At 50.4% G+C, this 25,826-nt stretch carries 23 protein-coding genes and 1 tRNA gene; 4 read left to right on the top strand and 20 right to left on the bottom strand.

Annotation, left to right across the window (positions count from 1 at the left end):
- Positions 1-471: 471 nt before the first annotated feature.
- From BTA51_RS30320 to rpsU, 6 genes are all read right to left on the bottom strand, one after another.
- The gene (locus BTA51_RS30320) at positions 472-639 is read right to left on the bottom strand and encodes a hypothetical protein (protein WP_168188326.1); all 168 of its coding nucleotides are present in this window, start codon (positions 637-639) and stop codon (positions 472-474) included.
- A gap of 454 nt (positions 640-1,093) precedes the next feature.
- Positions 1,094-1,170, bottom strand: a tRNA-Ile gene (locus BTA51_RS28050).
- 210 nt (positions 1,171-1,380) lie between these two features.
- The gene (rpoD, locus tag BTA51_RS28045; protein ID WP_094712400.1) at positions 1,381-3,312 is read right to left on the bottom strand and encodes an RNA polymerase sigma factor RpoD; all 1,932 of its coding nucleotides are present in this window, start codon (positions 3,310-3,312) and stop codon (positions 1,381-1,383) included.
- Positions 3,313-3,434: 122 nt separating this feature from the next.
- On the bottom strand, positions 3,435-5,207 hold the full coding sequence (gene dnaG, locus BTA51_RS28040; RefSeq protein WP_094712399.1) for a DNA primase: 1,773 nt from the start codon (positions 5,205-5,207) through the stop codon (positions 3,435-3,437).
- A 151-nt stretch (positions 5,208-5,358) separates the two neighbouring features.
- Positions 5,359-5,805, bottom strand: coding sequence for a GatB/YqeY domain-containing protein (locus BTA51_RS28035; RefSeq protein WP_094712398.1), 447 nt, complete (start codon positions 5,803-5,805; stop codon positions 5,359-5,361).
- A gap of 179 nt (positions 5,806-5,984) precedes the next feature.
- Positions 5,985-6,200, bottom strand: coding sequence for a 30S ribosomal protein S21 (rpsU, locus tag BTA51_RS28030; protein ID WP_020406114.1), 216 nt, complete (start codon positions 6,198-6,200; stop codon positions 5,985-5,987).
- A gap of 393 nt (positions 6,201-6,593) precedes the next feature.
- On the opposite strand from rpsU, the gene tsaD reads away from it, so the two are divergent.
- The gene (gene tsaD / locus BTA51_RS28025) at positions 6,594-7,619 is read left to right on the top strand and encodes a tRNA (adenosine(37)-N6)-threonylcarbamoyltransferase complex transferase subunit TsaD (RefSeq protein ID WP_094712397.1); all 1,026 of its coding nucleotides are present in this window, start codon (positions 6,594-6,596) and stop codon (positions 7,617-7,619) included.
- A gap of 25 nt (positions 7,620-7,644) precedes the next feature.
- Here tsaD and plsY read toward each other — a convergent pair whose 3' ends face one another.
- Complete coding sequence (plsY, locus tag BTA51_RS28020; RefSeq protein ID WP_094712396.1) at positions 7,645-8,232, bottom strand: glycerol-3-phosphate 1-O-acyltransferase PlsY; 588 nt, start codon at positions 8,230-8,232, stop codon at positions 7,645-7,647.
- A 324-nt stretch (positions 8,233-8,556) separates the two neighbouring features.
- On the opposite strand from plsY, the gene folB reads away from it, so the two are divergent.
- Positions 8,557-8,922 carry a dihydroneopterin aldolase gene (folB, locus tag BTA51_RS28015; RefSeq protein ID WP_094712404.1) on the top strand — a complete coding sequence of 122 codons (366 nt, stop codon included), beginning with the start codon at positions 8,557-8,559 and terminating at the stop codon, positions 8,920-8,922.
- On the top strand, positions 8,919-9,419 hold the full coding sequence (gene folK / locus BTA51_RS28010) for a 2-amino-4-hydroxy-6-hydroxymethyldihydropteridine diphosphokinase (protein WP_094712395.1): 501 nt from the start codon (positions 8,919-8,921) through the stop codon (positions 9,417-9,419). The genes folB and folK (BTA51_RS28010) overlap by 4 nt, the downstream gene beginning before the upstream one ends.
- 90 nt (positions 9,420-9,509) lie before the next feature.
- On the opposite strand, the gene pgi is transcribed toward folK (BTA51_RS28010), so the two are convergent.
- From pgi to dksA, 10 genes are all read right to left on the bottom strand, one after another.
- Positions 9,510-11,174: a glucose-6-phosphate isomerase gene (gene pgi, locus BTA51_RS28005; protein WP_094712394.1), complete on the bottom strand. Its 1,665-nt coding sequence runs from the start codon at positions 11,172-11,174 to the stop codon at positions 9,510-9,512.
- Between the two features lie 35 nt (positions 11,175-11,209).
- Positions 11,210-12,076 carry a pantoate--beta-alanine ligase gene (panC, locus tag BTA51_RS28000; RefSeq protein ID WP_094712393.1) on the bottom strand — a complete coding sequence of 289 codons (867 nt, stop codon included), beginning with the start codon at positions 12,074-12,076 and terminating at the stop codon, positions 11,210-11,212.
- Positions 12,073-12,867: a 3-methyl-2-oxobutanoate hydroxymethyltransferase gene (gene panB, locus BTA51_RS27995; protein WP_094712392.1), complete on the bottom strand. Its 795-nt coding sequence runs from the start codon at positions 12,865-12,867 to the stop codon at positions 12,073-12,075. Before panB ends, panC begins: the two co-directional genes overlap by 4 nt.
- 135 nt (positions 12,868-13,002) lie before the next feature.
- Positions 13,003-13,515 (bottom strand): 2-amino-4-hydroxy-6-hydroxymethyldihydropteridine diphosphokinase, encoded by a 513-nt coding sequence (folK, locus tag BTA51_RS27990; RefSeq protein WP_094712391.1) that lies wholly within the window; start codon positions 13,513-13,515, stop codon positions 13,003-13,005.
- Between the two features lie 33 nt (positions 13,516-13,548).
- Positions 13,549-14,898: a polynucleotide adenylyltransferase PcnB gene (gene pcnB / locus BTA51_RS27985; protein ID WP_094712390.1), complete on the bottom strand. Its 1,350-nt coding sequence runs from the start codon at positions 14,896-14,898 to the stop codon at positions 13,549-13,551.
- A gap of 1,110 nt (positions 14,899-16,008) precedes the next feature.
- On the bottom strand, positions 16,009-17,397 hold the full coding sequence (locus tag BTA51_RS27980) for a sigma-54 dependent transcriptional regulator (protein ID WP_094712389.1): 1,389 nt from the start codon (positions 17,395-17,397) through the stop codon (positions 16,009-16,011).
- Positions 17,398-17,400: 3 nt separating this feature from the next.
- Positions 17,401-20,358: an ATP-binding protein gene (locus BTA51_RS27975; RefSeq protein WP_094712388.1), complete on the bottom strand. Its 2,958-nt coding sequence runs from the start codon at positions 20,356-20,358 to the stop codon at positions 17,401-17,403.
- Entirely contained in the window at positions 20,348-20,524 is a 177-nt protein-coding gene (locus tag BTA51_RS30315) for a hypothetical protein (RefSeq protein WP_168188325.1), read from the bottom strand. The genes BTA51_RS27975 and BTA51_RS30315 overlap by 11 nt, the downstream gene beginning before the upstream one ends.
- A 145-nt stretch (positions 20,525-20,669) precedes the next feature.
- Positions 20,670-21,584, bottom strand: coding sequence for a tRNA glutamyl-Q(34) synthetase GluQRS (gluQRS, locus tag BTA51_RS27970; protein WP_094712387.1), 915 nt, complete (start codon positions 21,582-21,584; stop codon positions 20,670-20,672).
- A 17-nt stretch (positions 21,585-21,601) separates the two neighbouring features.
- A complete protein-coding gene (gene dksA / locus BTA51_RS27965) occupies positions 21,602-22,042 on the bottom strand; it encodes an RNA polymerase-binding protein DksA (protein ID WP_094712386.1) in 441 nt (146 codons plus the stop codon).
- 366 nt (positions 22,043-22,408) lie between these two features.
- On the opposite strand from dksA, the gene sfsA reads away from it, so the two are divergent.
- A complete protein-coding gene (gene sfsA / locus BTA51_RS27960; protein WP_210404940.1) occupies positions 22,409-23,116 on the top strand; it encodes a DNA/RNA nuclease SfsA in 708 nt (235 codons plus the stop codon).
- Between the two features lie 56 nt (positions 23,117-23,172).
- On the opposite strand, the gene BTA51_RS27955 is transcribed toward sfsA, so the two are convergent.
- From BTA51_RS27955 to BTA51_RS27945, 3 genes are all read right to left on the bottom strand, one after another.
- Positions 23,173-23,514: a Rieske (2Fe-2S) protein gene (locus BTA51_RS27955; RefSeq protein WP_094712384.1), complete on the bottom strand. Its 342-nt coding sequence runs from the start codon at positions 23,512-23,514 to the stop codon at positions 23,173-23,175.
- Between the two features lie 90 nt (positions 23,515-23,604).
- Positions 23,605-23,949 carry a pentapeptide repeat-containing protein gene (locus tag BTA51_RS27950; protein ID WP_094712383.1) on the bottom strand — a complete coding sequence of 115 codons (345 nt, stop codon included), beginning with the start codon at positions 23,947-23,949 and terminating at the stop codon, positions 23,605-23,607.
- A 261-nt stretch (positions 23,950-24,210) separates the two neighbouring features.
- Positions 24,211-25,779, bottom strand: a complete 1,569-nt coding sequence (locus BTA51_RS27945; protein ID WP_094712382.1) for a bifunctional aminoglycoside phosphotransferase/ATP-binding protein — start codon at positions 25,777-25,779, stop codon at positions 24,211-24,213.
- Between the last annotated feature and the right edge of the window lie 47 nt (positions 25,780-25,826).

Raw genomic sequence — 25,826 nt, 5'->3', positions numbered from 1 at the left:
TTTCCAGTCAGGTCTTTGCCTTCACGCAATGCTTGCAGTGCGGCTTCCATGTCGAAGGTAGGTGTGGTCATAAGTCATCTCTTTTTTGCATAGGATAAAGAAATGACACAGAATTCTGAACACTACCGTTTGCGCTCCTTTTTGTGCATTCGCTGTGCTCATTTTTGCACAAAAAACCACTACAACCGCTACGCAAATGAGCAAGTCGTTATATTTTTTAAGCTGTTGAAAATAATAGAAAAAAATCAATCGTATGTTCTATGTAAATGTTGAGAAGCCGGATTAGCAATCAAGGTGATGCATGTAGTGGTCTAAGTCCCTATCTCATCTATTAATTGTCCTGGTAGCCTTCTGACGATGGATGTTGAGGAGGGTGTTAAAACTCTGTATCAGCCAAGTCAAAGAACGGTGTGGCATCTAACACTCCCCCTCAAAGATGTAACTCCTATACAACGATAGCATGCTCTATATCTATATCACGCCGGTATCAATGCCCGGATAATTTATAACCAGCAGGTCCCTGGCAACTCCAAAAGCAGCATTCTTGCTATCCGCCTCAACCAAATATACAAGCATACCAGTGTAAGAATCTAAATTTTCCTTGGTAATATCGAGCCGTTCGAGAGCGTTGTCAGCCAAATGAAAAAACACCCTAAACCTATACATAACCAACCCTCCATGATTCAGTGGAAGCGATTTTAGTATGACACATATGAGAAGGGGGGGTGACTAGCTTTGTCGCCCAGAGCCAGTTAAATCTGCGTTAACACTTTTGGGGCGGGCATAAAAAAACAGGAACTTCGATTTCTCATAAATCCCTGTCTTTTTTAGGGAAATTAAGTGGGAGCAGAGGCGTAATCGAACTTCCGACACGGGGGGTTAAGTCTCTATACCCTTTTATCCCGGCTTCCAAGTCCGAATGTTGCCTCTACACTACTTAAACAACCCAAACTCAAGAGTGAATTAGCAAACAACTTCTGGTTTAGAGTCCACTTTTTCAATCTGTGTGGACACTATGTGGACACCTAGCCCTGAATCAAGGCAGCGTGCACCACGCAGAAGGCTGTAATATATTGAATTTAAAGGGAAAAATTGGTGGGCCCACCTGGACTCGAACCAGGGACCAACGGATTATGAGTCCGCTGCTCTAACCAACTGAGCTATAGGCCCTTTTGCTTCACCTGAAACGATGATCCTGCGTTGCAAATTTTATGCTCCGCGGTCATGTACATTTAGTACACTCCCTCGATCCTTAAATTTGCGCCTTGTCTAATCGCTTCAGGCTATGCAAAACCTAACTGGAAATCAGAATGATATCTGGTCAGGTCTTTGAAGAGGGCGCCAATTATACTCAGAGAGTACGCTTGGCGCTAGTGCTTATTACTGTTCGTCGATGAAGCTGCGCAGATGGTCTGAGCGGCTTGGGTGACGGAGTTTACGCAGTGCTTTGGCTTCGATCTGACGAATACGTTCCCGGGTGACGTCGAACTGTTTGCCGACTTCTTCCAAGGTGTGGTCCGTGTTCATCTCGATACCGAAACGCATACGCAGTACTTTGGCTTCTCTTGCGGTCAGACCGGCGAGGACGCGACGGGTCGCTTCCTTGAGGCCTTCAGAGGTCGCGGTGTCTACCGGAGACTCTGCATGCGAGTCTTCGATGAAATCACCCAGATGCGAATCTTCGTCGTCCCCGATAGGGGTCTCCATGGAGATAGGTTCTTTGGCGATTTTCAGGACTTTACGTACCTTGTCTTCCGGCATGTCCATTTTCTTCGCCAGTTCTTCAGGAGTGGCTTCGCGGCCCATTTCCTGGAGCATTTGACGAGAAATCCGATTGAGCTTGTTGATGGTCTCAATCATGTGTACCGGAATACGAATGGTTCTGGCCTGGTCTGCGATCGAGCGAGTGATCGCCTGACGAATCCACCAAGTCGCATAGGTCGAGAATTTATAGCCACGACGATATTCAAACTTGTCGACGGCTTTCATCAGACCGATGTTGCCTTCCTGAATCAGATCCAGGAACTGCAGACCGCGGTTGGTGTACTTCTTCGCAATGGAGATAACCAGACGCAGGTTCGCTTCCACCATTTCTTTCTTGGCGCGACGAGCTTTCGCTTCGCCGATGGAAATGCGACGGTGGATTTCCTTGATGTCAGAAACCGCCAGGCCGACTTCATTTTCAATTGCCAGAATACGGCGCTGCAGACGAGTGATCTCTTCTTCGCGTGCCGCCAATCGTTGTGGCCAGCCGTCCCCACCTTGTGCTTGGGATTTTACCCAGTCCGGATTGGTCTCATTACCAGGGAAAGTCTTGATGAAGTTTTTCCGTGGCATCTGACAATCGCGAGTACAGATCCGCATGATTTCCCGTTCGTAGTTACGAATGAGGTCATTGGTGTTGCGGATGGTGCTCACCATTTCATCAAACTGCTTTTGCGCAAGCTTGAATGGGGAGAATACTTCACTGAGAAGCTCGAAAGCTGTCTGGGTGACGCTGCTGTCGCGACCATATTTGGTAATACAGTCTTCTACAGAAAAATAAGCCTGAGCGAGAGCCTGGAAACGTTCACGGGCGAGTTCAGGATCTGGACCGCTTTCAGTCTCATCATCAGAATCGTCTGAATCGCTTTCTTCGTCCTCGTCTTCGTCGTCGTCCTTGTCTGAGTCTTTTTCAGCTTTGGGCTTGTCTTTGTCTTTTTCCTTCGACTTGGGTGCGACAGCTTCTTCGTCTTCCTCTTCTTCATCTTCCTCTGCGTCATTTGTTGTCGCTTGAGGGATGACTGTATCGTCTACAGGATCTAGGAAGCCGGTAATGATGTCGCTTAAACGTCCGCCTTCTTCGCCTTGTGTGGCGTCATATGCGGTTAAGACGTTGGTGATAGTGCCAGGGAAGTAAACCAGTGCTGCCATAACGTCACGAAGTCCTTCTTCGATACGTTTGGCGATCTGAATTTCACCTTCACGGGTCAACAGCTCAACGGTACCCATTTCGCGCATATACATACGCACAGGGTCTGTTGTGCGGCCTACATCGTTTTCTACAGATGCAAGCGCCGCTGCCGCCTCAGCCGCAGCAGTTTCATCGGTTGCTGAATCACCGTCAGTGATCAGCAGGGTATCCGCATCAGGAGCTTCTTCCGAGACCAGAATCCCCATGTCATTGATCATGCGGATAATGTCTTCAACCTGGTCAGGATCGGCAATATCTTCTGGGAGATGGTCGTTTACTTCTGCGTATGTAAGGTAACCTTGTTCCTTGCCGCGGGCGATGAGCTCTTTCAAACGGGATTTTCGGGAATTGCCTGACATAGTCACCCTATAAATTCGGTGGCTTAATGGGGAAAAATCAAACAGCCATTATAGCTTGTAAGCTAATTTTGCGCTAGAAATCCAATGTGGAGTTGATTAAAAAATTTTCAAGGTCTCACACATTATTTTTTCTTTCGTACGGTCATAGAATGTTTCTCCTTGGTAAGTGCTTGAAGTTGCATGAGTAAAGTTCTGTCTGACGGATTTTGCCTCAAAGCCAGTTGTAGCTTTTCGAATGTCAGATCAAAGTACTTCCTTTTTAAAGTGTTAAAAGAATCGCGAGCTTCGGTTTGCAGCTCCTCGGCACTGAAAATGTGCTCAAGTGCACCGAACAGGTTTTTAAAACGCTGTCTACTGCGACTATCTGTCGCCATCTTGTAAAGAAGCTCCTGTTGGGAGCTGATCTTATTGTCCAATATCCACTGCAGGAACAGTTTCATTGGTGTCATGTCTTTATCCAGGAGTTCCAGGTCAACCTCTCCGGCGATCTGTTCTGCCCAGGACGGGTCATAGTATAGACCAAGACAGATTCTGGCCGTGGTTCGATTAGGTACCGGCAGTGGCTCTTCCACCACTTCCGGTTGGAATTTGCTTTTAAAATTACGCCATTCGCCTTTTTTCCGGTCCTGCCATTTCGGTGATCGGGTTAACTCCCGCAGGCGGGAAAACAAGGCGTCTTTGAGAATGGGGGCTTGTATGTCCTGCAGAGCATCTCGGGCCACCTGATTAAGAACACCCTTGTCTTCCGCAACACTCAGGTTCAGATCCCGGCTGAGAGACGTGAAAAAATATTCGGACAGTGGGGCGGCCTGTTTGATTCGCTCTGCGAATGCTTCTCCGCCTTCCTGACGCACCAGGGTGTCGGGGTCTTCTCCTTCAGGCAGAATCAGGAAGGACACCTTGTACCCGTCCCGAAACATGGGCAATAGATTGCGCAATGCCTTGTCAGCAGCATTCAATCCAGCTTTGTCTCCGTCAAAGCAGAACACAATATCCGGGCATGTTGAGAGCAAGTGGCTGAGGTTTTCTTCGTTGGTGGCGGTGCCCATGGCCGCTACAGCATTGGTAATCCCGAACTGCGATAGGGAGATTACATCCAGATATCCCTCGACGACGATCAATTGTTCCAACTGCTTTGCTTGCTTGCGGGCTTCCCAGAGTCCGTACAGCTGCTTGCTCTTATGGAAAATAGGATTTTCCGGGCTGTTGATATATTTGCTTCGGTCCTGGCCAAGCGTGCGGCCGCCAAACGCCACAACCCTGCCACGGGTGTCCCGAATGGGGAACATCAGACGGTTCTGGAAGAGTTCGTAGCGTCTGCCGTCTTTCTCGCCGACCAGTCGAATCTCCCTTAAATGCTTGTGATCGTTGGGAGTGCTGTTGTCCTGTAAAAAGGATCGTTCCGGTGGTGCGAAACCAATGCCGTAAAGCTCGATCATTTCGCGGGAAAGCCCCCGATTTTTCAGGTAGCTGACAGCTGTTTCCCTGTTAGGGTGTTTTCTTAAGGCGCCCTGATAGGCTTCGGCGGCGAGCTGGGAGGCTTCATATAATGGTTTGAATCGGTTAACCGCCTGCTGGGCGGCTGGGTCTCTTGGAATTTCGAGTCCGTAACGCCGTGCAAGAGATTCGACCGATTCGTTGAAGCTCATATGATCGAGATTCTTGAGAAAATCTATGGCATCGCCATGTGCTCCGCATCCATAACAATGGTAATGGGCGGGATTGGCCTCGTTATACACATGGAATGACGGGGTCTTTTCGTCGTGAAAAGGGCAGCAGCCCTGATAGGTAGCGCCGCTTTTCTTTAAATTCACCCGTTCGCTGATTAGTGAGGCAAGGTCAATCCTCGAGATCAGATCTTCAACGAAATTTTGAGGAATAAGGCCGGATGACATCTGGGCGATTTACCTTCACAGCAGGGAGTGGGGTTAAGCTCACCTAAAATCGGTGGGCAACCAGCCAAGGTTAGCACAGCTTTTCTGTGCTGGGTGTACTAGTGCAAATATGTCGGAGAAACAGAGATTCTCCGACATATTACAGGAGAGATTAGTTGGCCAGGGCGGCTTTTACTTTCTGGCTGATAGCGCCGATGTCTGCACGCCCTTGTACCTGGGGCTTCACCAGTCCCATGACTTTGCCCATGTCCTGCATGCTGCTGGCTCCGGACTCGGCGACAGCATTTTTGATGATGGTGTCAATTTCATCATCGGAAAGGGCTTCAGGGAGAAATTCTGCAATGACATTCAGCTCGTTCTGTTCAATTGCGACCAGGTCTTCGCGACCTGCCTGTTGGAACTGAGTAATGGAGTCTTTACGCTGTTTGCTCATTTTGTCGAGGATGACCAGGATGCGGGCATCGTCAACTTCAATTCGCTCATCAACTTCCACGCGCTTGACTTCCGCTAGAATCAGTCGGATAGCGCTCAGACGTTCCTTTTCCTTATTCCGCATGGCGGACTTCATTGACTCTGTGATCTGGTCTTTCAGAGACATGGCGTTACCTGTCAGTAGTCATGGTGTTGATTGGGGTAGTTGGATGTCTGACAAAGGACGGGCTGTCTAAAAGAAGCGCTAAATTGTCAAATGTCAGAAACAGCAATAGCCCAAAAGCAGCCAGTATCATATACTGGCCCGTTCGGGCTACTGAAGTCTTTTTAAAAAAGAGTTGGCGCTTAGTACAGGCGCTCGAAGCGACGTTGTTCGCGCTGAACTTTCTTAGCGTGGCGCTTAACTGCTGCAGCCAGCTTACGCTTACGCTCTGCAGTCGGTTTTTCGTAGAACTCGCGACGACGTACTTCTGACAGAATACCTGCTTTTTCGCATGAACGCTTGAAACGGCGCAATGCAACGTCAAATGGCTCGTTCTCTTTAATTTTTACCGAAGGCATCTAATCTGCTCTCTCTTGGTTACTCTGGTTAAAGCCCGCTGCGTTAAAGCTTGTGGCCTAAATTCTATAAATAAATATTTAACCAAACAGACCAAAAAACTGGGTTTGGTCAAATTTGAAATTGGTTAATTTGTATCAAAACAAACAAGGGCGCGCATTGTAATCCTGATAAGCGGCACTTGTAAAGGCAGATTACCATATAATCGGTTGTAATTTGATCTTTTATACCCTGAATAGCGGTTTGTCATATTGGCAAGAGAGGCTGGCGGCCTTAAACTGCGGCCCCTTAATTTTAGATCGTAATGTCATATAGAAAGTGGCGCTATCTGGAGACTGACGTTGTCTGGATAGAAAGCCGTATTTTCAGGTAAATGGTAGCTGGGGAAGGAACTGATGCTGGTACTGGGTATAGAAACCTCATGTGATGAGACTGGAATTGCGCTTTATGAAAGCGATGAAGGGCTATTGGGGCATGAGTTGTACAGCCAGATCAAGCTTCATGCGGATTATGGCGGAGTGGTGCCCGAGCTGGCCTCTCGCGACCATGTCCGCAAAGTGATTCCGTTGATTGAAACTCTGCTGCACCGGTGTCGTCGTGGGCTGTATGATCTTGATGCGATCGCCTACACCGCAGGCCCAGGCCTGGTCGGTGCACTGATGGTAGGTGGGGCTATTGCCAGTTCTCTGGCCTATGGGCTCGGGATTCCCGCAATAGGGGTTCATCATATGGAAGGCCATCTTCTGGCGCCCATGTTGGAAGATAACCCGCCGGAATTTCCTTTTGTGGCATTGTTGGTTTCAGGCGGGCATACCCAATTGGTCAGGGTGGACGGGATTGGGCAGTATCAATTGCTGGGAGAGTCTGTGGACGATGCTGCCGGCGAAGCCTTCGATAAAGTTGCCAAGATGCTCGGTCTGGACTATCCCGGTGGTCCACAAGTGGCGAAGCTGGCGGAGCAGGGGCGTCTTGATCAGTTTACCTTTCCTCGGCCAATGACTGATCGGCCTGGATTGGACTTCAGCTTCAGTGGCCTCAAGACATTTACTCTGAACACCCTCCAGGAAGCAGAAGCTGAAGGCCGCTTGGATGAACAGTGTCGGGCCGATATCGCCGCCTGCTTTCAGGAAGCCGTGGTTGATACCATGGCGATCAAATGTCGGCGAGCACTAAAAGAGACCGGTCTGAAGCGCTTAATTATGGCCGGTGGTGTCAGCGCGAATCGTTCCCTACGGGCTAAGTTGGCGGACATGGCGAAGAAAGAGCGGGCTGAGGTTTTTTACGCCAGGCCAGAATTTTGTACCGATAATGGCGCAATGATCGCCTATGCCGGGCACTGTCGCCTGAAAGCCGGACAGCGGGCCGATCTCTCGGTAGTGGCTCGTCCCAGATGGCCATTGACAGAATTGGCTGCGGTGTAAAGTAAATCTCTTGCTTCATACGGGGCTAGAGCGAACGCTCATTGCCCTTTGCCAGATTGATAATGTTTTCCCTGTGCCGAATCAGAATAAATAGCGATAAGGACATAAAGAGGGCGGAATAATCCGGATTGAATGCCCAGGCTACCCAGGGGGCGAGCAGGGCGGCGGACAATGATGCTATCGACGACACCCTTTTCCAGTAAATGACGGCTCCCCAGACCAAGGTCAGAAGGAGAGTCGTTTGCCATGCCAGTACCAGGCCACATCCTAAAACGGTTGCCACACCTTTTCCGCCCTTGAAGTGGTGAAATACGGGCAGCATATGGCCCATGATCGCGGCAACAGCCACTACGCCCTGTTCATAGGGGGATAACGACAAGCCTAACGAGAGAGAGACGGCTATTGCACCTTTGGCAGCATCCCATAATAAGGTGAGCGTTGCCGGTAGCCACCCGCCGAGGCGGTAAATGTTTGTTGCACCAGGGTTACCTGAGCCGGATTGTGTCGGGTCTGGTAAACGAAACAGCCGGCAAATCCAAAAGGCGCCCATTACTGACCCCAATAGGTAGCCTGTGGTTGTGCAGATGATAAGGGCCAAGGGTTGATCCGGCATCGGGGTAATTCTGGTTCTGTCTCTGGTCAGTGGCGAATACAGCTAAGTCTGCCTGTTGTCTGCGTGGATTGCCAGAGGAGAGGAGTGACATGTTGTCTGGCTGCAAGGGCGGCGGATATTTTATCGGTATGATATCTGGCACGTCATATAATTGGCTAATACCGACAAAAGGTTTGACAGCTGGTAATCCCCCCCCTATAAGGAGACCCTGAAGATTCCCCGGTAATGTGAGTTGAGCGGTATTATATTAATCACCCGGGCCGGGATGGGTGTTAGTAAAAGGTGATAGCGGCAGTGACTAAGGCTGAGCGGGGTGCCGGTAGTATGTGTGCCCAAGATAAAATTGTCATAGAAGCTCTTCAGATTGATACCGTGATAGGGGTATATCCGTTCGAGAAGACTTATCCCCAGCGCTTGTATTTAGATCTGGAGCTGGCATGGGACATTCGGAAGGCTGCCCAGTCTGATGAACTGGCTGATACTCTGAACTACGCCGCAGTCTGTGAAAGACTGCGGGGGTTTGCTGCTGGTGTTCAGTATCAACTCTTAGAAGTATTGCTGGAAAAAATGGCAGAATTGTTACATCAGGAATTCGGTATCGCCTGGATGCGTCTACATATCCGTAAACCCAGTGCAGTGGCAGAAGCTGCGTCAGTTGGGGTAAAGATCGAGAGGAGCTATGAGGCGTGAGCAGAGTATTGGTCGGCATCGGTAGCAATATCGATCCGCAAAAAAATCTGCAGGCAGCATTTGATGCTCTTGCTGCTGAATTCAATTCGCTTGAACTGTCGCCGGTATATCGCTGTCGTGCTGTCGGGTTTGATGGGGACGATTTTTATAATCTGGTGGCCTCTTTTGACACTCGTCTCGGAGTAGGCGAATTACAGCAAGCACTTAAGCGTATTGAGGCGAGCACCGGCAGGACCGGCAATGAGACCAAGTGGTCAGGCCGTACCCTGGATATAGACATCCTGACCTATGACAGTGTTGTGGGTACAGTGGATGGTGTGGAGCTGCCGCGAGATGAAATTGTCAAACACGCCTATGTGTTGAAACCATTGGCTGACCTGGTGCCTGAGGGGCTTCATCCTGAATGTGGGAAGAAGTATCGGGCTTTGTGGGAAGAATTCGGTGGAGAGAAGTATCTGGAGCAGATCGTCTTTCAGTGGGGAGATCGTTGTTGGTAGAGGGACAGGTTTCTTGAGCGAGTATACGAATGATGAAAAGGGGCCGACAAATGTCGGCCCCTTTTTGTATGGACTGCGGGTTTGTATGGACTACTGGTTGGCCGATTTAAAGCGCGTCACCAGGTCAGCAGTCGAAGCGTCAACGCTGGAGGTATCAGACTCTTCGCCTTTCAGCAGGGGTAATATGCTATCACTCAGCTGTTTGCCAAGCTCCACTCCCCATTGATCGAAGGAGTTCAGGTCCCAGATTGCCCCTTGAACGAACACCTTTTGCTCATACATCGCAATCAATGCTCCAACGGTCTTGGGATTAACTTCATCCATCAGAATGGTGTTGCTGGGGCGGTTGCCTGGAATCACCTTATGCGGAGCCAGTTCGTCAGCCTTGTCTTCAGGCATACCGGCAGCAACCAGTTCAGCTTTGGCCTGCTCTAGCGACTTACCACACATCAATGCCTGGCTTTGGGCAAAGCAGTTGGATGTAAGCATGGCGTGATGATCACCCAGCTTGTGGTGAGTCTTCAGAGGAAGGATGAAGTCTGCCGGAGTCCATCGGGTTCCCTGGTGCAGCAACTGATGGTAAGCGTGCTGGCCGTTGGTTCCGGCGCCACCCCAGATAATCGGGCCCGTTCCATAGTCTACCTGGTGTCCGCCTCGGTTAATGCTCTTGCCGTTGCTTTCCATGTCCACTTGCTGCAAGTGTGCAGGCAGGTTTTCCAGGCTTTGGTCGTAAGGCAGTATCACATGGCTGTGTGCGCCCAAAATATTGTGATACCAGACGCCAAGCAGTCCCAGTATTACTGGTAGGTTTTCGCCAAGAGGGGCGGTGCGGAAATGTTTATCCATTTCCTCAGCGCCTGCCAGAAGGTCCCGGAAGGCTTGCATGCCAACCTGCAGTGCGATGGGAAGACCTATTGCGGACCAGAGAGAGTATCGGCCCCCAACCCAATCCCACATGGGGAAGATGTTGTCTGCGTCGATGCCAAAACCGGTAGCCAGATCGATATTGCTGGATACGGCAACGAAGTGGCGGGCTATTTTATCCGCATCTCCGCCTTTTGACAGATACCACTCTTTGGCCGAGAGGGCATTGGTCAGTGTTTCCTGGGTTTTAAACGACTTGGATTGAATGATAAACAGCGTGGTTTCCGGGTTAAGTGATTCCACGCAGTAAGCCAGATCTGCCCCGTCGACGTTAGAGACAAAGTGGCTGCGAATATTGTTCACCCAGTAAGGTCTCAGTGCTTCTACTGCTACCCGTGGGCCCAGGTAGGAGCCGCCGATACCGATGCTGACCACGTCAGTAATGGCTTTCCCGGAGTATCCTTGCCACTGCCCTGACTGCACTTTGCTGACAAAGGATTCCATCATGGCAAGAGCTGCACTGATATCTTCCCGGATGTTCTTACCTTCTACCAGCAGAGGTGTTGCGTCAGTGCTGCGGAGTGCCGTATGGAGTACCTGTCGCCCCTCGGTGTGATTAATGGCGACACCCGTAAACATATTTTCAATGGCTTGCTGTAATCCGGAGGCTTCTGCAAGGGCAAGTAGTTTTTGCAGAGTGGCAGTATTGGCGCGATTTTTTGAATAATCCAGATAAAGCCCGGCGGCTTCAGCTGAGAAGTTGCCGACCCGGTTTGAATCACTCTTAAACAGGTCAACAATCGTGGTGTTATCAATGTCCGCCTGGTGGTCAATCAAGGCTTGCCAGGCAGCGGTCACCTCAGGAATGGTGGTTTGTGGTGCAGAATCCATAAAGCTGTTCCCGCTCTTTCGGTAAATAGTTGAAATTACAACGTAATACTGATGTTATCAATGAGCCGGGTCGTGCCGAGATAGGCTGCCGCCAGTATGGTGATTTCCTTATCGTCGGCGGTGGCCGGACGTAACGTGTTACTGGCAACGATGTTGTAATAGTCCGGACGGAATCCTGCCTCAGTCAGCTTCGCTCTGGCGTCTGTTTCCAGCTGGGCGAAGTCTTCATTAACCGGCTTGCTTGAAAAAGAGTTTTGCAGCTTATCAGCTGTTTGTTGCAAAGTCTGGTAGAGAAAAGTCGCAACCTTGCGCTGACTCGCATCCAGATAGCCGTTTCTGGAACTCATGGCCAAGCCGTCTTCTTCCCTTACGGTTGGATGTCCTTCAACAGTCACGGGCATATGCAGGTCTTGAGCCATCTTGCGGATCACGGCCAGCTGTTGGAAGTCTTTTTGTCCGAAGACCGCAACATCCGGTTGCACCATATTAAATAGAATGGAAACCACCGTGGTGACGCCGTCGAAGTGTCCTGGTCGGCTGGCGCCGCAATGATCCTGGGTAAGGCTGGGGACGACCACTTTGGTGTGTTGGTCCAGGCCTTCTGGGTAAATCTGGTCGGTTTTGGGTAAGAACAGTGCGTGATTGCCTGCCTGCACTAGCCGATCTTTATCGGCCTCCAGCGTCCGAGGGTATTTATCCAGATCTTCATTGGCGCCGAACTGTAAGGGGTTAACGAAGATGGAGGTCACCACATAATCACATATACTCAAGGCTTGCTTGACCAGAGCTATGTGCCCGTCATGCAGATTGCCCATGGTCGGGACAAACCCTATGCGCTTGCCCTGTGATTTCTGCTGCCGGATGGTTGCCCGGAGTTCTTTTTCGCGTTGTATCGTAATCATAGGTTGAAGCAATTCTCCTCAGCAGGAAAGCTGCCATTTTTGACCGCTTTCACGTAGTTCTCCAGGGCTTCCTGTATGGAGCCGGCTTCTTCCATGAAATTTTTGACGAAGCGGGGACGGCGATGTAGGCCAAGTCCGAGCATGTCATGGAGTACCAGTACCTGTCCATCTGTATCCGGTCCGGCGCCGATTCCGATAACCGGAACCGGGACGGCTTTAGTCAGCTCTGTCGCAAGACGGGTGGGGACGCACTCGAGTAACAGGACGTCGGCACCGGCATGTACCAGAGCCTGGGCATCTTCGATGATCTGTTGTTGGGCGGACTCTTCTTTGCCCTGAACCTTGAAGCCGCCGAATTTATTGACGGATTGGGGGGTCAGGCCCATGTGGACGCACACGGGAATACCTTGCCGGGCAAGGGCTGTGGTTGTCTCACAAAGCCAGGCGCCACCTTCCAGTTTGACCATGTGTGCGCCCGCCTGCATCAGGGTGCGGGCATTTTCCATGGCCTGTTCGGGAGTACCGTAAGACATGAACGGCATATCGGCGATGATTAAGGAGCCTTGATTACCCCGTTTTACGGCTGCGGTATGGTAAGCCATATCGGCTACGCTGACCGGGATCGTGCTATCATGCCCCTGCAGGACCATGCCCAGAGAATCTCCAACCAGAATAGCTTCGACGCCGGCACCGCTGACAGCATTTGCGAAGGTGGCATCATAGGCGGTCAGTACCGCGAATTTCTCTGATGCGTGCTTGAGCTTTTGTAACGTACTTAGGGTAACGGCCATAAACTCTATCCACCTCTGTTTGTGGGCCATAGACTAAATGTAATCGCCTGGACAATAAAGTCCCGGACTGTCGAACTATGAACCAGCATTCAGGTTCTGATCGTTGTCGGGAGCAATAAGTTCCTGAACAGGTGATTACAACGGGGTCATCCCTTCCCGGGTTAGCGTCTCGCTGATCTCCTGCAGCGAGCCCAGTCCAGGGATATGACACTCCGGATTCAATTCCAGTAAGGGAAAAACCACAAAGTTTCGTTCGTGCAAAGCGTAATGGGGAATAGTTAGTCTCTGGCTGCGAATAACTTCCTTGCCATATAGAAGTATATCCAGGTCCAGAGTCCGGGAACTCCAGCGGACACCGTTCCGCTGTCTACCCTGCTGATTCTCGATAGCCTGCAGCACATCCAGCAGCGCTTCAGGGCTCAATGAGGTTCTGATGTGGGCAACCGCATTCATATATAGTGGTTGGTCTAATCCACCCAGAGGAGTCGTTTGATACAAGGAGGATACAGTCTGAAGCGCCATGGCAGGGTGCTGCCTGATTGCATCGACGGCTTGATTCAGTTGTAACTCAGGCTGGTTCTGGTTGCTGCCCATGCCAATATAGCAATCAACCAAAGGCCCAGACTGAGAGGGTACCTTTACACTCATGCACATTCCAAAAAATTATTAGTCAGGGAGCGCTTAACGAGGCTTGTTGTTGTAGCGCCGACGACGCCTTGGGCGACGTTTGCCCTCGCCTTGCCCTTGGCCCTGTTGTAGTTTTTGGCGAGTTTTTTCATCGCCTTCCTGGAATTCTGTCCACCATTTACCGAGTCCCTGCAGATCTTCACCGCTGGCTTCACGCAGTAAAACAAAGTCATAAGCTGCCCTGAACCTTGGGTGTTCAGCAAGTGTCTGGGCGCTCTTGCCCCTTCGGCGTGGTAGTCTTAATTGTAGCTCCCATATTTCCTTCATGGGTTGGCTGAATCGTTTGGGTAGTGCCGTATGTTTGACCTGGCTATCAATGACTTTCTGGCTGGCCTTGTGGAGGGCCGGAATGGGGGGGATCCCATCTTCCAGATAGCGCAACAGCAACTGTTGAGTTGCCGGCCATAGCAGTGCGGCAAAAAGAAATGCTGGAGTTACCGGTTTATCAGCGTTTATTCGCTGGTCGGTATTGGTTAAAGCCTGTACTACAAGCTTCTGTGCGTATGGGTGGCCTTCGTTGATCAATTGGTCTGTCGATGGAAACAGGAACTTGAACAGATCAAGTTCACGCAGTATGGCAAAGGTCGGCTCTGCCTTGCCAGACAGGAAAAGTTTCAGGACTTCTTCAAAAAGACGTGCCGGTGGGATGTTGAGAAGAAGTTGGGCCAGTCGTGGGATTGGCGCTGCAGTTTTGTCTTCGATATTGAAATCGAGCTTGGCTGCGAAACGGGCCGCCCTCAACATCCTGACAGGGTCTTCACGATAACGGGTTTCCGGGTCGCCAATCAGACGAAGGAGCCGGTTCTCAAGATCCTGGATACCACCTGCATAATCGTAGATGCCAAAATCCTTCACACCGTAATAAAGTGCGTTGACGGTAAAGTCGCGGCGAAGTGCGTCTTCTTCCTGATTTCCGTAAACATTATCACGAAGAATCTGGCCGGAATCACTGGTGGCGGCACTGTGAGCGTCGTCGTCAGCTTTTTGATGGCTGGCTCTGAAGGTGGCCACCTCAATAATTTCGCGTCCGAATCTGACATGTGCCAGCCGGAAACGGCGGCCGATCAGACGGCAGTTATTAAACTGTGCTCGGACTTGTTCCGGAGTGGCGTTGGTCGCAATGTCAAAATCCTTGGGATGTTCTCCCAACAATAGGTCACGGACGCCGCCTCCGACCAGGAAGGCCTCGTATCCGGCACTGTTCAGACGGTATAGCACTTTTAATGCGTTGGGGCTGATTTGCTTGCGCGACACATTGTGTTGATCCCTGGGGATGATATTCAGGGAAAAGCGCTGTGGGGATTTTGTCCCCGACCGAATCATGCCAATAAACTTTTTTAACATTGCAAAAGGGTATCTTGACACCAGCTAATTGAAGGCGGGGAGTTTACCCTGTTGTGGACTAATTTGCGACCAGGATGAAGCAGATAATCCCGAGCAGAAGAACAGATTGCAATTTGAAAGATAAATGATTGATTAGTTAAGAGGATAATTCACAGAGAAGGAAGAGGAGAGAACTAGGGGGATGGATTTCCATCCCCACTGAGAAGAAGGTCAGACGAATTATTATTTTTGTTTCGTCCCAGTCCCATAAATTTCGCCCCACGATTAGAGCCTTAGAGTTCAGTATGCAAACGGAACGCTTTGAATACGTCGAGCAGTAATAGGTGTGAGGGAAGAGTTGAATGTCTAGCGTTTCTCGCCTTCGCGTTTTTTATTCTTCTAGACCGCTACCCATACCTTTGATACCGCTAAAAAGCTTGGCATCCAAAACAATCAGTTCGCCACCCGTATTCTTGTTTTTGTTCTGGGTTGTTTTTGTTGTTTGCTCTGCTTTTTTATTTTTATTTGTGCAGCTTAAGGGGTTTTTATTTTTATTTTGTGATCTGTAAATAGCATTGGGTGTGCCAGGTTTATTAAAAAGCCTTCATAAACATGGTGTTATCTGTTTTGTGATGGAGTTCGTAAGTAGTTTTGCGTACGAAAGTGTTACCGTGCCCCACTTTGTAGCGCCAAGTTGTTCCCCAGGGTAACAACTGGTAACAAGTGAGCAGGCTGAGTGAAAAGTATTGGCTCAAAAGTTTCTTGTTTTGAATAAATATTGCACAGAAGAATGGTTGTGCAAGAAAAAATAGTAATAAATCGATTGATAATATCTATCTAAATTAAAGAAATAATAGGCGATGCCGTATTGAAGTGCAGAATTGTCCAATATGGTGCAAAAAATTGGTGGGGTATGTGTGAAAAGGGAAGGCCAAAAATTAGGGTCCTTATCAGAAAAGTGTTACCGAAATGTTACCTGTAAAAATTGCATGCCAGGATTATTTGAGTGTGAAGTGGAGAATTATGAGTATGAAGCGGGAGATAAAGAGAAAAAGTGACGCTTCAGGCGGCAGAATTTGGGGAGTGCTGGGCGCGAAGTGAATATGAATCGGCCCAGCAGTATGGATATGGCTATTTAGATCCCTTCTTGCGCGGTATGCCAAGACGCTGGCGTCTTTCCCACAGGCTTTTACGGCTGATTCCCAGTTTTTTGGCCAGCTCGGTTTCGCTCATGTTGTCCTGGTTTTCGAGGACGAAGTGTTGGAAATAGTCTTCCAGGGAAAGATCAGCTGCTTTATCTCCGCCCTTTTCCACACCCATCATCCCTTCAGGGACTTCAAAGTCACTTTCAAGCTCGATATCGAGAAGGTCTGACGAAATGGTGTCGCTGTCTGCCAGTATGACGGCTCTCTCAACGGCGTTTTCCATTTCCCTGACATTTCCCGGCCATTCATAGTGACGGATGGCTGACAAGGCTTCCTTGTCGAACCGGAGACTGCCTTTGCCCATACGGTCGCCGATCTTTTTGAGCAGCATCTTGGCCAGTCCGACAACGTCTTCTTCGCGGGCTCGCAAGGGGGGGATCTTCAGCTGCATGACGTTCAGCCGGTAGTAAAGGTCTTCTCGAAATTCACCGGTTTTGGTCATGGCCTTAAGATTTCGGTGGGTTGCCGCCACCAGGCGAATATTGACCTGCTTGGACTGAGTGGAACCTACCCGGCGAATTTCGCCTTCCTGCAGAACTCGTAGCAGCCGGGCTTGCGCTTCCAAAGGAAGTTCGCCAATTTCATCAAGAAATAGAGTGCCACTATCAGCTGCCTCGATTAAACCGCTGCGGGCTCCGACCGCGCCGGTAAAGGCTCCTTTCTCATGGCCGAAAAGTTCTGACTCAATCAGCGTTTCAGGAATTGCAGCACAGTTTACGCAAATCAACTGAGCAGACTGTCTCGGACTAAGAGTATGCAGTGCACGTGCCGCCAACTCTTTACCTGTACCCGATTCTCCCTGAATCAGAACTGTTGTATCCGTGGGAGCAACCTTTCGGATCAGGTCGAACAACTTCTGCATTTCCAGGCATTCGCCATACATTAACTGGTTCAGATCCACCTTGGTATTGGAGAAGGTCTGATGAGTTTCCGGGGGGGCGGCAGGTGAAGATTCTTTGGGGTGGTCGGGTGTGCGGTCGAGAATCGTCTGGATGGACGACAACATTTCTTCATGGTCAAAGGGTTTGGCAATATAGTCAACCGCACCAAGCTTCATAGAGTCCACTGCAGAACGCAGGCTGGCATAGCTTGTCATGATCAGCACCGGCACCTTTGCCAGAGTGATTAATTCTGTGCCTGGTTTGCCCGGGAGACGAAGGTCGGACACGATCAGGTCCGGCTTGGTTTCCGCGATGGTGGCCAGAGCGGCATCCACGGAATCTGCTTCCAGGACCTGGTGGCCGTTGTGTTCCAGCAGGCGTTTCAGTGCCGAGCGGATAATGCTTTCGTCTTCAACTACTAAGATTAAAGCCATAAATCAGGATTCCGTCTGTTCTTCAGTCTGCGGCGTTGTATCAATGGCGGCACCTGGTATCTGCATCACAACCCGAGTTCCCCTTCCCGTATCCGGATTCGCCGGGCTTTCGATTCGTATATGTCCATAGTGCTCTTCAATAATGCTATATACCAGTGCAAGACCCAGGCCTGTACCCTTGTCGGGATCTTTGGTGGTGAAGAATGGTTCGAATAAATGGTCGATTTGATCGCTGGGGATTCCTGCCCCTTCATCAACCACTTCTATCCTGGTGGTATAGTCTTCAATGTCCGCATCAATCCAGATGTGCGCCTCCTGAGGCGAAGCATCCCTGGCATTACTCAGTAAGTTGACGAACACCTGCACCAACCGCTGACCATCTCCCATCACATGAATGCCTTCGTCAATATTATTAACGAAATAAACCTGAGGGTCTGCCGCAGACAGAGAGAGTAAGTGGATTGCTTCATCAACGCAACGTTTGAGTTGTGTCGGTTCATGTTGCAGGGGTTGGCTGTAATTTCCGGAGCGACTGAAGCGCATGAGAGTTTGCAGTATGCGTGAAACCCGTTGGGTTTGATCAATAATCTGGTCTGCTGCAACCAGTACTTCTTCGTTCTTGGTCATCAGTCGGAGGTTCTGTGCCAGACAGGCAATGCCGGTTACCGGGTTGCCGATTTCGTGCGCCACACCGGCTGCCAGCCGTCCTACGGAAGCAAGCCGTTCACTGTGGACTAATTCTTCTTCCAGTAACTGGGTTTCCGTATAGTCTTCGATCATCAGGACCTGACCGGCGGCATCGCTATCGATCGTTGCCTTGTGCAAATTGAACCAGTGAGGTCGACCCTCGAGATCGATTCGTTTCTTGGAAACATGCCGGTCCTCTCCATTTGCAAAGCTGAACAACAGTTCGGCCCAGGGTGCTTCGATGGAGCTGATATGTGATCCAATCACCTGAGGGGCCGAAATGCCGGTCATTTGTTCCATGGCCTGGTTCCACATCAGGACTTCCAGATCGACGCCGAGAGAGCAAGAAGCTATTGGAAGGTTTTGCAGAGTCTGGCGGTGATAGCGCCTGAGCGTATCCAGCTCACCGGCCAGGCCGCTGAGGCGGTGGTGATAATCTTCCAGTTTGGTTTCGACAAAATAGATATCCTGTGCCGGTGTCACGCTGCTTGCCGGTTTGAACTGGAGATATTGTTTGACGATATCCTGAGCAATCGCCGGCCCCAGCAGCCCCGAGAGATTGGCCTCAATCTGGTCCCTCAGCCGTCGAAGGGCATAAGGGCGGAACTCGACTTCATGCAACTGAAGTTGAGCAATGGCATGGTTGACTTCGCGATCTGCGGCAGCCTGTCCCAGAGGGACGGAAAGAAAATCCTTGAACTCTTCCGAGCTGGCGGCAATTAGTTCACGCCTTGAGGGGCGCATCAGAGTATCCACCGAGCAAGCCTGCGCGGCGCGTTCCTCTTCCGTGGATAGTTTAAAGAACAGTGAAAGGCCAACAAATACGCTGATGTTGGCCGTCAGGGAAATCATGACATAGTAATGCCAATCGTTATTGTTCAGGCGGTAATCGGTAGGCCACAGTCCCCAGGAAAGAATATCAACATCTAGAATCAGTGGTAGAGCGAGGGTCATCAGCCAGAGAGTGAAACCTGTGATCAGTCCCCAGATAAAGCCATAACGATTTCCCAAAGGCCAGTAGATAACACTGAGCACGCCCGGTAACAGTTGAAGACCGGCAGAAAAGGCCAGTACGCCCAGAATCGAAAGTGAAAGCTTGCCATCCAGCCATACCGCGAACAGATAGCCACTGCCCAGAATGATGGTGATCAGTAATCGCCTGACCAGCGTCAGCCAGCGATAGATATCCCTTCTGGCCAAAGGCTGGTAGACGGGCAAAATAATGTGGTTCAGCGCCATTGAGGCGAGCGCCAGGCAGCTCACAATTAGCAGGCCGCTGGCGGCGGTGAGTCCGCCAAGAAAGGCGACGGCGTTAAACCATGGAAGGTTAAATCGGTCGCCTAATCCCAGAATGAAATAATCGGGCTCGGTGGGAACCGACATTTTAATCCCCGCCCACATGAATAGAGGCACCGGAAGACTGATCAGCAGGAGATAGAGTGGCAGACCCCAACTGGCTTTGAATAGTGCCTGCGAGTTGAGATTCTCGGTGAAGATCATGTGGAACATGTGGGGCATGACCAGTGCCGAGGCGAAAAATATCAACAGCAAGGCGCGCCAGGGGCCATCTTCCAAATGGCGGTCCAGTGAGCTGACCCGCTGGGCATTGTCGGTCAGCCATTGATTTAATTCCCCAAATCCGCCGAAGACTTTATACGCGACGATAATGCCAAGGGTGATAATGATGATGATCTTCAGCAGGCCTTCCAGAGCGATACCTACCATCAGGCTGGGATGGCGTTCCACCCGTGACTGCCCGCGTGCGCCGAAAAATATGGTAAATATGATGACCAGGGCACAAAACGCCGAGCCGACCCAAAAGTGGTGATCGGTGCCGGTGAGCACGTTTATGGAAGTCATGACAGCCTGAAACTGAAGGGCCATCAGGCACAACGAGCTGATAATCATAAACAGCGTGCTCAGGGTGCCGGCCCACTGGCTGCGATAGCGAAAGGTGAAAAGGTCTGCAATGGAGCTTAATTGATAGGATTTGGCGACCCGAAGGATAGGCATCAGCAACACAGGAGCTAATAGGAAAGCACCACAGATACCCAGATAAAAAGCCAGGAAACCGAAGCCGTATTCGTAGGCAAGACCTACTGAACCATAAAACGCCCAGGCGCTCGCATATACTCCCAGGGAGAGAATATAGACTGCAGGGTGTCGAACCCATCGCAGGGGGATGAGGCCGCGTTCACTGAGATAAGCCAGAGCAAACAGGGTGGATAGGTAAAGGCCGCCAAGGCCCAGCAGTTGCCAGGCGCTAAAATTCATTCGGGCCTCGCTTACGTTCCAGCCAGAATGCCAAAACGATAATGAGGAACCACATGATGTAGGGGCGATACCAGGCGCTGCCTGGTGCAATCCACCAATCCATGATCACCGGAGAGAATATATAAACCCCGAGTATCAGCAAAAAAACCAATCGGTAAATATACATGTGAGCCGTGGCCTCGATAACAACCTGTCCATGTTACTGAACCGGACGTTTGCATGCAAAACTCCTTTGCCGGCACGCAGTTAGTTAAATGTTTCACGTAAGTAGTTAACGGTTTTACGTAGATGGTTAACTGTTTTATGTAGAGTTAGTTAACGGTTTGTTGTGAGGCCGTGAAGGGGGAGGGAAGTTGTTTGATGCCTTTCAAGGGCGACCTGGACCAGCGACTAACCATCCACTGGAGCAACTCTTCTGGTTTATCAGGGGTCTGCTCGTCCTTGTCGATCAGGCGCAAAGCCGCTCCGGCCAGGGTGAGATTTTGGGTCACTGTCTGGGGATTGAGAGCAGGAGAGAGTTTTTGCTTGCTGAGTTTGCTGCCGTCATCTGTTACCACGACGGGGAAATGACCAAACGCCGGTGGTCTTGTATCCAGGCCCCGGTAAAGCTGAAGCTGCAGGGGAGTGGAATCCACCAGATCGATGCCCCTGATAACGTGGGTTATGCCTTGGGCCACATCGTCGCAGACGACTGCCAGCTGGTAGGCATAAAACCCTTCCTTTCGTTTTACAACAAAATCGTCTATTTCCTGCCTTAGATGGTAAGTCGTTGGGCCCTGAATTAAATCGTGATACCCCTCATTTTGATTGCTGACACCGAAGCGGATGGCAACATTTTCCACAAAGGCTACTTTTCGATTTCTGCATACGTCCAAATGCAGGCCGTGATTCGCGTGTAATTGTTTTCGGCTGCAGGGGCAGGCATAGATCAGTTTTTTCTGTCTGAGCTGCTGCAGCTGAAATTCGTATCGTTCCTGATGGTGGGACTGGAAGGTGACTTTTTCATCCCAGTAGAGGTGATGAGCTTCCAGAGAACGTAGTATGGCATCACTGGCTCCTGCCTGTTCACGCAGGGGATCGATATCTTCGATACGGACGAGCCAATAGCCTTGATGTGACTTTGCATCCAGATAGCTGGCGACAGCTCCGACCAGGGAGCCGAAGTGCAAGAGGCCGGTTGGCGAGGGGGCGAAACGCCCCCTATAAACAGGCTTGGACGCAGGCATAAACCAGAGCGGGCAGGTTAGATGCCGGTTTGCTTCTCCTTGATTTCCGCCAGAGTTTTGCAGTCAATGCAAAGAGTGGCGGTAGGGCGGGCCTCCAATCGGCGAATACCGATCTCAACCCCGCAGGAGTCGCAGAAACCGTAATCTTCGCGGTCAATCAGCTCGATGGTCTGATCAATTTTCTTGATCAGTTTGCGCTCACGGTCCCGGGTACGCAGTTCCAGGCTGAATTCTTCTTCCTGGGTGGCTCGATCGCTGGGATCCGCGTAGTTTGCCGCGTCTTCCTGCATGTGGTGCATCGTGCGATCGACTTCTTCCATGAGTTCCTGTTTCCAGTTGAGCAGGATCTGCTTGAAATGCTCAAGCTGGCCTGGACTCATGTATTCTTCGCCCTTTGCGGGTTCGTAAGGTGTAAAGTTGGTAAACTTTTCAGCGCTCTTCGCTTCAGTGTTTGGCATATGCTCTGCCCCATGTTTAAACTGCCCGGCTTACTGCTTGTCCGGGTCTGTTATAGACCTGGCGCTCGACATCCGGGAACCATCTTGTCTGGTAGATTGGCGATTAACCGCCGCTAAGCGTGCGAAAAATAGCAGATCTACGATCCTGGCGCCAACTCTTTTCAAGGTAGCCCATAAAATTTGTTTTGGGAATAATGCCAGAAAACTGTCTGTCTGGGCGAAAACAGTTTATATCAGAACCAGTTACGGTACTGAAAATGAGAGGATTTGTCTTGTCAAATTATCTTATGGTGAACGGCGTATGATGAACTTGTGCGGTGCGGTTATCTGCGATTATGAACAGCAACATCGGGGAGCAACATTAAATTGAGAGTGGAGCTGGAGCCGGGTTACGGCATTCTGATTCGACGATATAAGAGATTTTTGGCGGATATTGAGCTGGAAAATGGTGAGGTGATCACTATTCACTGTCCCAATACAGGCTCCATGAAAGGCTGTGCTGAACCGGGTTCCCAGGTGTACTACAGCAGAGCCGCGAATCCAAAGCGTAAATATCCGTTCACCTGGGAGTTGGGACGAACCCCGGAGGGGCATTGGATCTGTGTGAATACTTCCCGGCCCAACGAGATGGTTGGAGAAGCGATCCGTAATGGAGTGATTGAAGAGCTGGCCGGTTACGAACATCATCGACCGGAAGTACGATACGGCAGCCAGGGTAGTCGGGCGGATTGGTTTCTATCAGGTCATCCGAACCTGCCGGACTGCTATGTTGAAGTAAAAAATGCCACTTTGCTGGAAAATGGGGTGGGATACTTTCCAGACGCGGTCAGTACCCGTGCCTCAAAGCATCTTGAAGAGTTGAGTGACATGGTTCGGTCTGGGTTTCGGTCGGTACTCTGCTATGTGGTAAATCATTCAGGCATTGATAGTGTGCAGGCTGCCCGCCACATCGATCCGGTATATGCTGAGTCGGTAAAAAAGGCACATGCGGCGGGTGTGGAAGTGCTGGCTTATAAAAGTTGTCTCTCTGTGTCAGAAATGGTGCTTGATCATCGGGTGCCTGTGATCATTTAAGATATGACATTGCCTTGAATTAAGGTTGTGACATTGTTCTGAATGATGGAGGCCTTTCAGGGCAGCAGGAATTTGATCTGGTCGCCGTCCTCTTCCACAGTGACCGGCTGCAGGGATTGCCCCTGGCAGGGGCCGGAGATGCATTTACCGGTTTTAATGAGGAACAGGGCGCCGTGGGTGGCACAATGGATAAATTGTCGTGCATGGTCCAGGAACTGGTCAGGCATCCATTCCAGTTCAATGCCCAGGTGGGGACACTGGTTGAGATATGCGTAATATCGACCTTGGTGGTGAATGACAAACAGGTTGTGCTGGTCCAGATTAATCCCCTTGCTTTGTCCTTCAGGAATTGAGTCAAGCAATTGGGTCGGGCAGGTTCCCAGCAATTGTGATGGCATTTAAACCCTCAGTCATCTCAGTAAATCCCTTATTGTATCGATAATTGCCGGATTGCTGGAGGTGAAATGTCATCCTTTCAATTTTCGTAGCTAAGGGAAGTAGCGCATACGCGTGCCGTGAGTCAGAGACATTATCACTTCATCGGCCGGCAGTTGTTTGGGAAAAAGACACCCCGATATTTTTGTGGCGGCGATACTGGCTCCCTCCAGCTGTGTGTTACTGAAGTTGATTCCTCGCAAATCTGCTCCACGAAAGTAGGCGCCACGGAGGTCGAGTCCGTCAGCGTCCAGACCTCTCAAGTCCAGACCCCGGAAATCACAAAACTCAAAGCTTGGCAAAGCCTGTCCATTGTTTTTGCGGTCATTGAATTCGTCGATCTTTTCATCCCGCAGCAACTGATACATCGTATCTTCGATGATTCTTACTTTATCCATTTGCGGTCTCCCGATTGAAACTGCATGGTAATCAATAAATTACTTACAAGGCTGAAGATTATCCTGCTTTAGTTTCATTATAGACAGACTGGAACACTGTGCCATTTGGTCGGTCAACGAGGGAAGGAAGAAGAATGAATTGGGGTGAGTGTCGGGGCTCTTCTGTGAATTTGGCCGTACTGGAGGCAGGATTTGTTTCGAAGTTGAAGGTTAAAGATTGAAAGTTAAAGGGGTGACATCGTCACCCCTAAAGGACAAGTCCTAGTTTCTGCCCAGCTTGCTGGCCAGTCTGTCGGCTAGCGCGTCAACTTCGTCCAGATTGTCGCTGGCCAACTCCAGCACGTGAGTCATTTCCTCTTCAGTAAATGGCTCCGCGTGGGTTAGTTGATGACGCATGACGTTGACATCCGCTTCGGCGGCGTCTTCGCTTTCGGCGGAGCGTTTCTCCAGCCATTCCTCAATTTTTGCCTGTGGAGCCTTGCAGTCAACAATGGCAAAGGGAACGCCGTTTTCTGCAGCAACTTCTTCCATCATGGCGCGCTGATCCTGGTGCAGGAACGTAGCGTCGATAATGACAGCCTGGCCTGCCTGCAGAAGCATTTCCGCTTCACTTGCCAGATATTGGTAGGTTTTGATATTGGCGTCCGGCGAATAAATGCCACCATCCAGTTCTGAATGGCTCTTTTCCTGAGACTTTAAGCCAAACAAGCGCTTACGCTCTATATCGGAGCGCAGGCGGATACAGCCGAGACGCTGGACCAAGTGAGAGCTGATGGTGGTTTTACCTGTGCCGGACACGCCGTGAGTGATGATGAGAAAGCGTGAAGGAACTGCCATGTAGGATTCAGCGAGATCCATATAGCGCTTGTACTTTTTCTCTTCTTCCTGGCGCATTTCCTCACTGATCCCGGGTGCTCCCATAGTGAACAGGGCGATTTTGCACCTTACCATCGCTCGGTAGGCTTTGTAGAACGGTAGCAGGGCCAACCCCTGGTAGTCGCCGGTCTGTTCCAGATAGGCATTTAAAACTCGATATCCCAGTCCTTTCAGGCTGCGGTCTTCCAGATCCATTAACAGGAAGCCGATGTCGTTGTAGACATCCAGCCAGCGGAAATATTCGTTAAACTCGATACAGTCAAACAGCATGACGCTACCATCTTGTACCGTAACGTTAGCCAGATGCATGTCACCGTGACATTCACGGACAAAGCCGTCCTTGTCTCTTTGCTCCATTAAGGGGCGCAGTCGCTCAAAGGTGCTTTGAGCCCAACCTTCCAGATAATCGAGCTGTTTAAGTTCGGCTGGATCGTTCAATAGCGGGCGGATCTGATCAAAATTCTGCTGAACTGGTTCAAAGACGACATCAGGGTGCCCGAAGGTCATGCCCTCGTCGGTTTTGGCAGAATGATTCAAGTGGAAGTCTGCAACCTTCAGCGCCAGTTGCTCAAGGTGCTCTCCAAGCGCCGGATCATCCTGAGGCATTTGATCCAAAGTCTTGGGATTGAACTGGCGCATCTTGATGGCATATTCGAAGGGCTCTCCCTCTCCTTCAAGGATGGGAGCTTCCGGGGTTCCTGTAATGGGGATAACTTCCAGGTAGACGTCCGGGACCAGGCGACGGTTCAGGCGGAGTTCTTCCTCGCAGTAGTACTTGCGCTTGTCCAGAGCGGTAAAGTCGAGAAAACCGTAGTCCATGGGTTTTTTTACTTTATAGGCGTAGGTGCCGGTCAGGAAAACCCAGGAAATATGGGTTTCAATCAGCTGGATTTCGGACACAGGGTGATGGTAGGTGGCCGAATTTTTGAGTGCTTGAACCAAGCTGTCGCTCACGCGTAGCTCCTTTGTTTTTTAATTGAGTTAGCCGCCGGCTCTTGGCG

It is taken from the genome of Hahella sp. CCB-MM4 (assembly GCF_002260525.1).
Lineage (GTDB): Bacteria > Pseudomonadota > Gammaproteobacteria > Pseudomonadales > Oleiphilaceae > Hahella.
Note: the sequence above shows the minus strand (reverse complement) of the source record. Positions and strands in the feature narration are given on the sequence as shown.

Coding starts and splice junctions, on each gene's coding strand:
- rpoD (WP_094712400.1), bottom strand. CDS start 3,312: ATGTCAGGCAATTCCCGAAAATCCCGTTTGAAAGAGCTCATCGCCCGC.
- dnaG (WP_094712399.1), bottom strand. CDS start 5,207: ATGTCATCCGGCCTTATTCCTCAAAATTTCGTTGAAGATCTGATCTCG.
- BTA51_RS28035 (WP_094712398.1), bottom strand. CDS start 5,805: ATGTCTCTGAAAGACCAGATCACAGAGTCAATGAAGTCCGCCATGCGG.
- rpsU (WP_020406114.1), bottom strand. CDS start 6,200: ATGCCTTCGGTAAAAATTAAAGAGAACGAGCCATTTGACGTTGCATTG.
- tsaD (WP_094712397.1), top strand. CDS start 6,594: ATGCTGGTACTGGGTATAGAAACCTCATGTGATGAGACTGGAATTGCG.
- plsY (WP_094712396.1), bottom strand. CDS start 8,232: ATGCCGGATCAACCCTTGGCCCTTATCATCTGCACAACCACAGGCTAC.
- folB (WP_094712404.1), top strand. CDS start 8,557: ATGTGTGCCCAAGATAAAATTGTCATAGAAGCTCTTCAGATTGATACC.
- pgi (WP_094712394.1), bottom strand. CDS start 11,174: ATGGATTCTGCACCACAAACCACCATTCCTGAGGTGACCGCTGCCTGG.
- panC (WP_094712393.1), bottom strand. CDS start 12,076: ATGATTACGATACAACGCGAAAAAGAACTCCGGGCAACCATCCGGCAG.
- panB (WP_094712392.1), bottom strand. CDS start 12,867: ATGGCCGTTACCCTAAGTACGTTACAAAAGCTCAAGCACGCATCAGAG.
- folK (WP_094712391.1), bottom strand. CDS start 13,515: ATGAGTGTAAAGGTACCCTCTCAGTCTGGGCCTTTGGTTGATTGCTAT.
- pcnB (WP_094712390.1), bottom strand. CDS start 14,898: ATGTTAAAAAAGTTTATTGGCATGATTCGGTCGGGGACAAAATCCCCA.
- BTA51_RS27980 (WP_094712389.1), bottom strand. CDS start 17,397: ATGGCTTTAATCTTAGTAGTTGAAGACGAAAGCATTATCCGCTCGGCA.
- BTA51_RS27975 (WP_094712388.1), bottom strand. CDS start 20,358: ATGAATTTTAGCGCCTGGCAACTGCTGGGCCTTGGCGGCCTTTACCTA.
- BTA51_RS30315 (WP_168188325.1), bottom strand. CDS start 20,524: ATGTATATTTACCGATTGGTTTTTTTGCTGATACTCGGGGTTTATATA.
- gluQRS (WP_094712387.1), bottom strand. CDS start 21,584: ATGCCTGCGTCCAAGCCTGTTTATAGGGGGCGTTTCGCCCCCTCGCCA.
- dksA (WP_094712386.1), bottom strand. CDS start 22,042: ATGCCAAACACTGAAGCGAAGAGCGCTGAAAAGTTTACCAACTTTACA.
- BTA51_RS27955 (WP_094712384.1), bottom strand. CDS start 23,514: ATGCCATCACAATTGCTGGGAACCTGCCCGACCCAATTGCTTGACTCA.
- BTA51_RS27950 (WP_094712383.1), bottom strand. CDS start 23,949: ATGGATAAAGTAAGAATCATCGAAGATACGATGTATCAGTTGCTGCGG.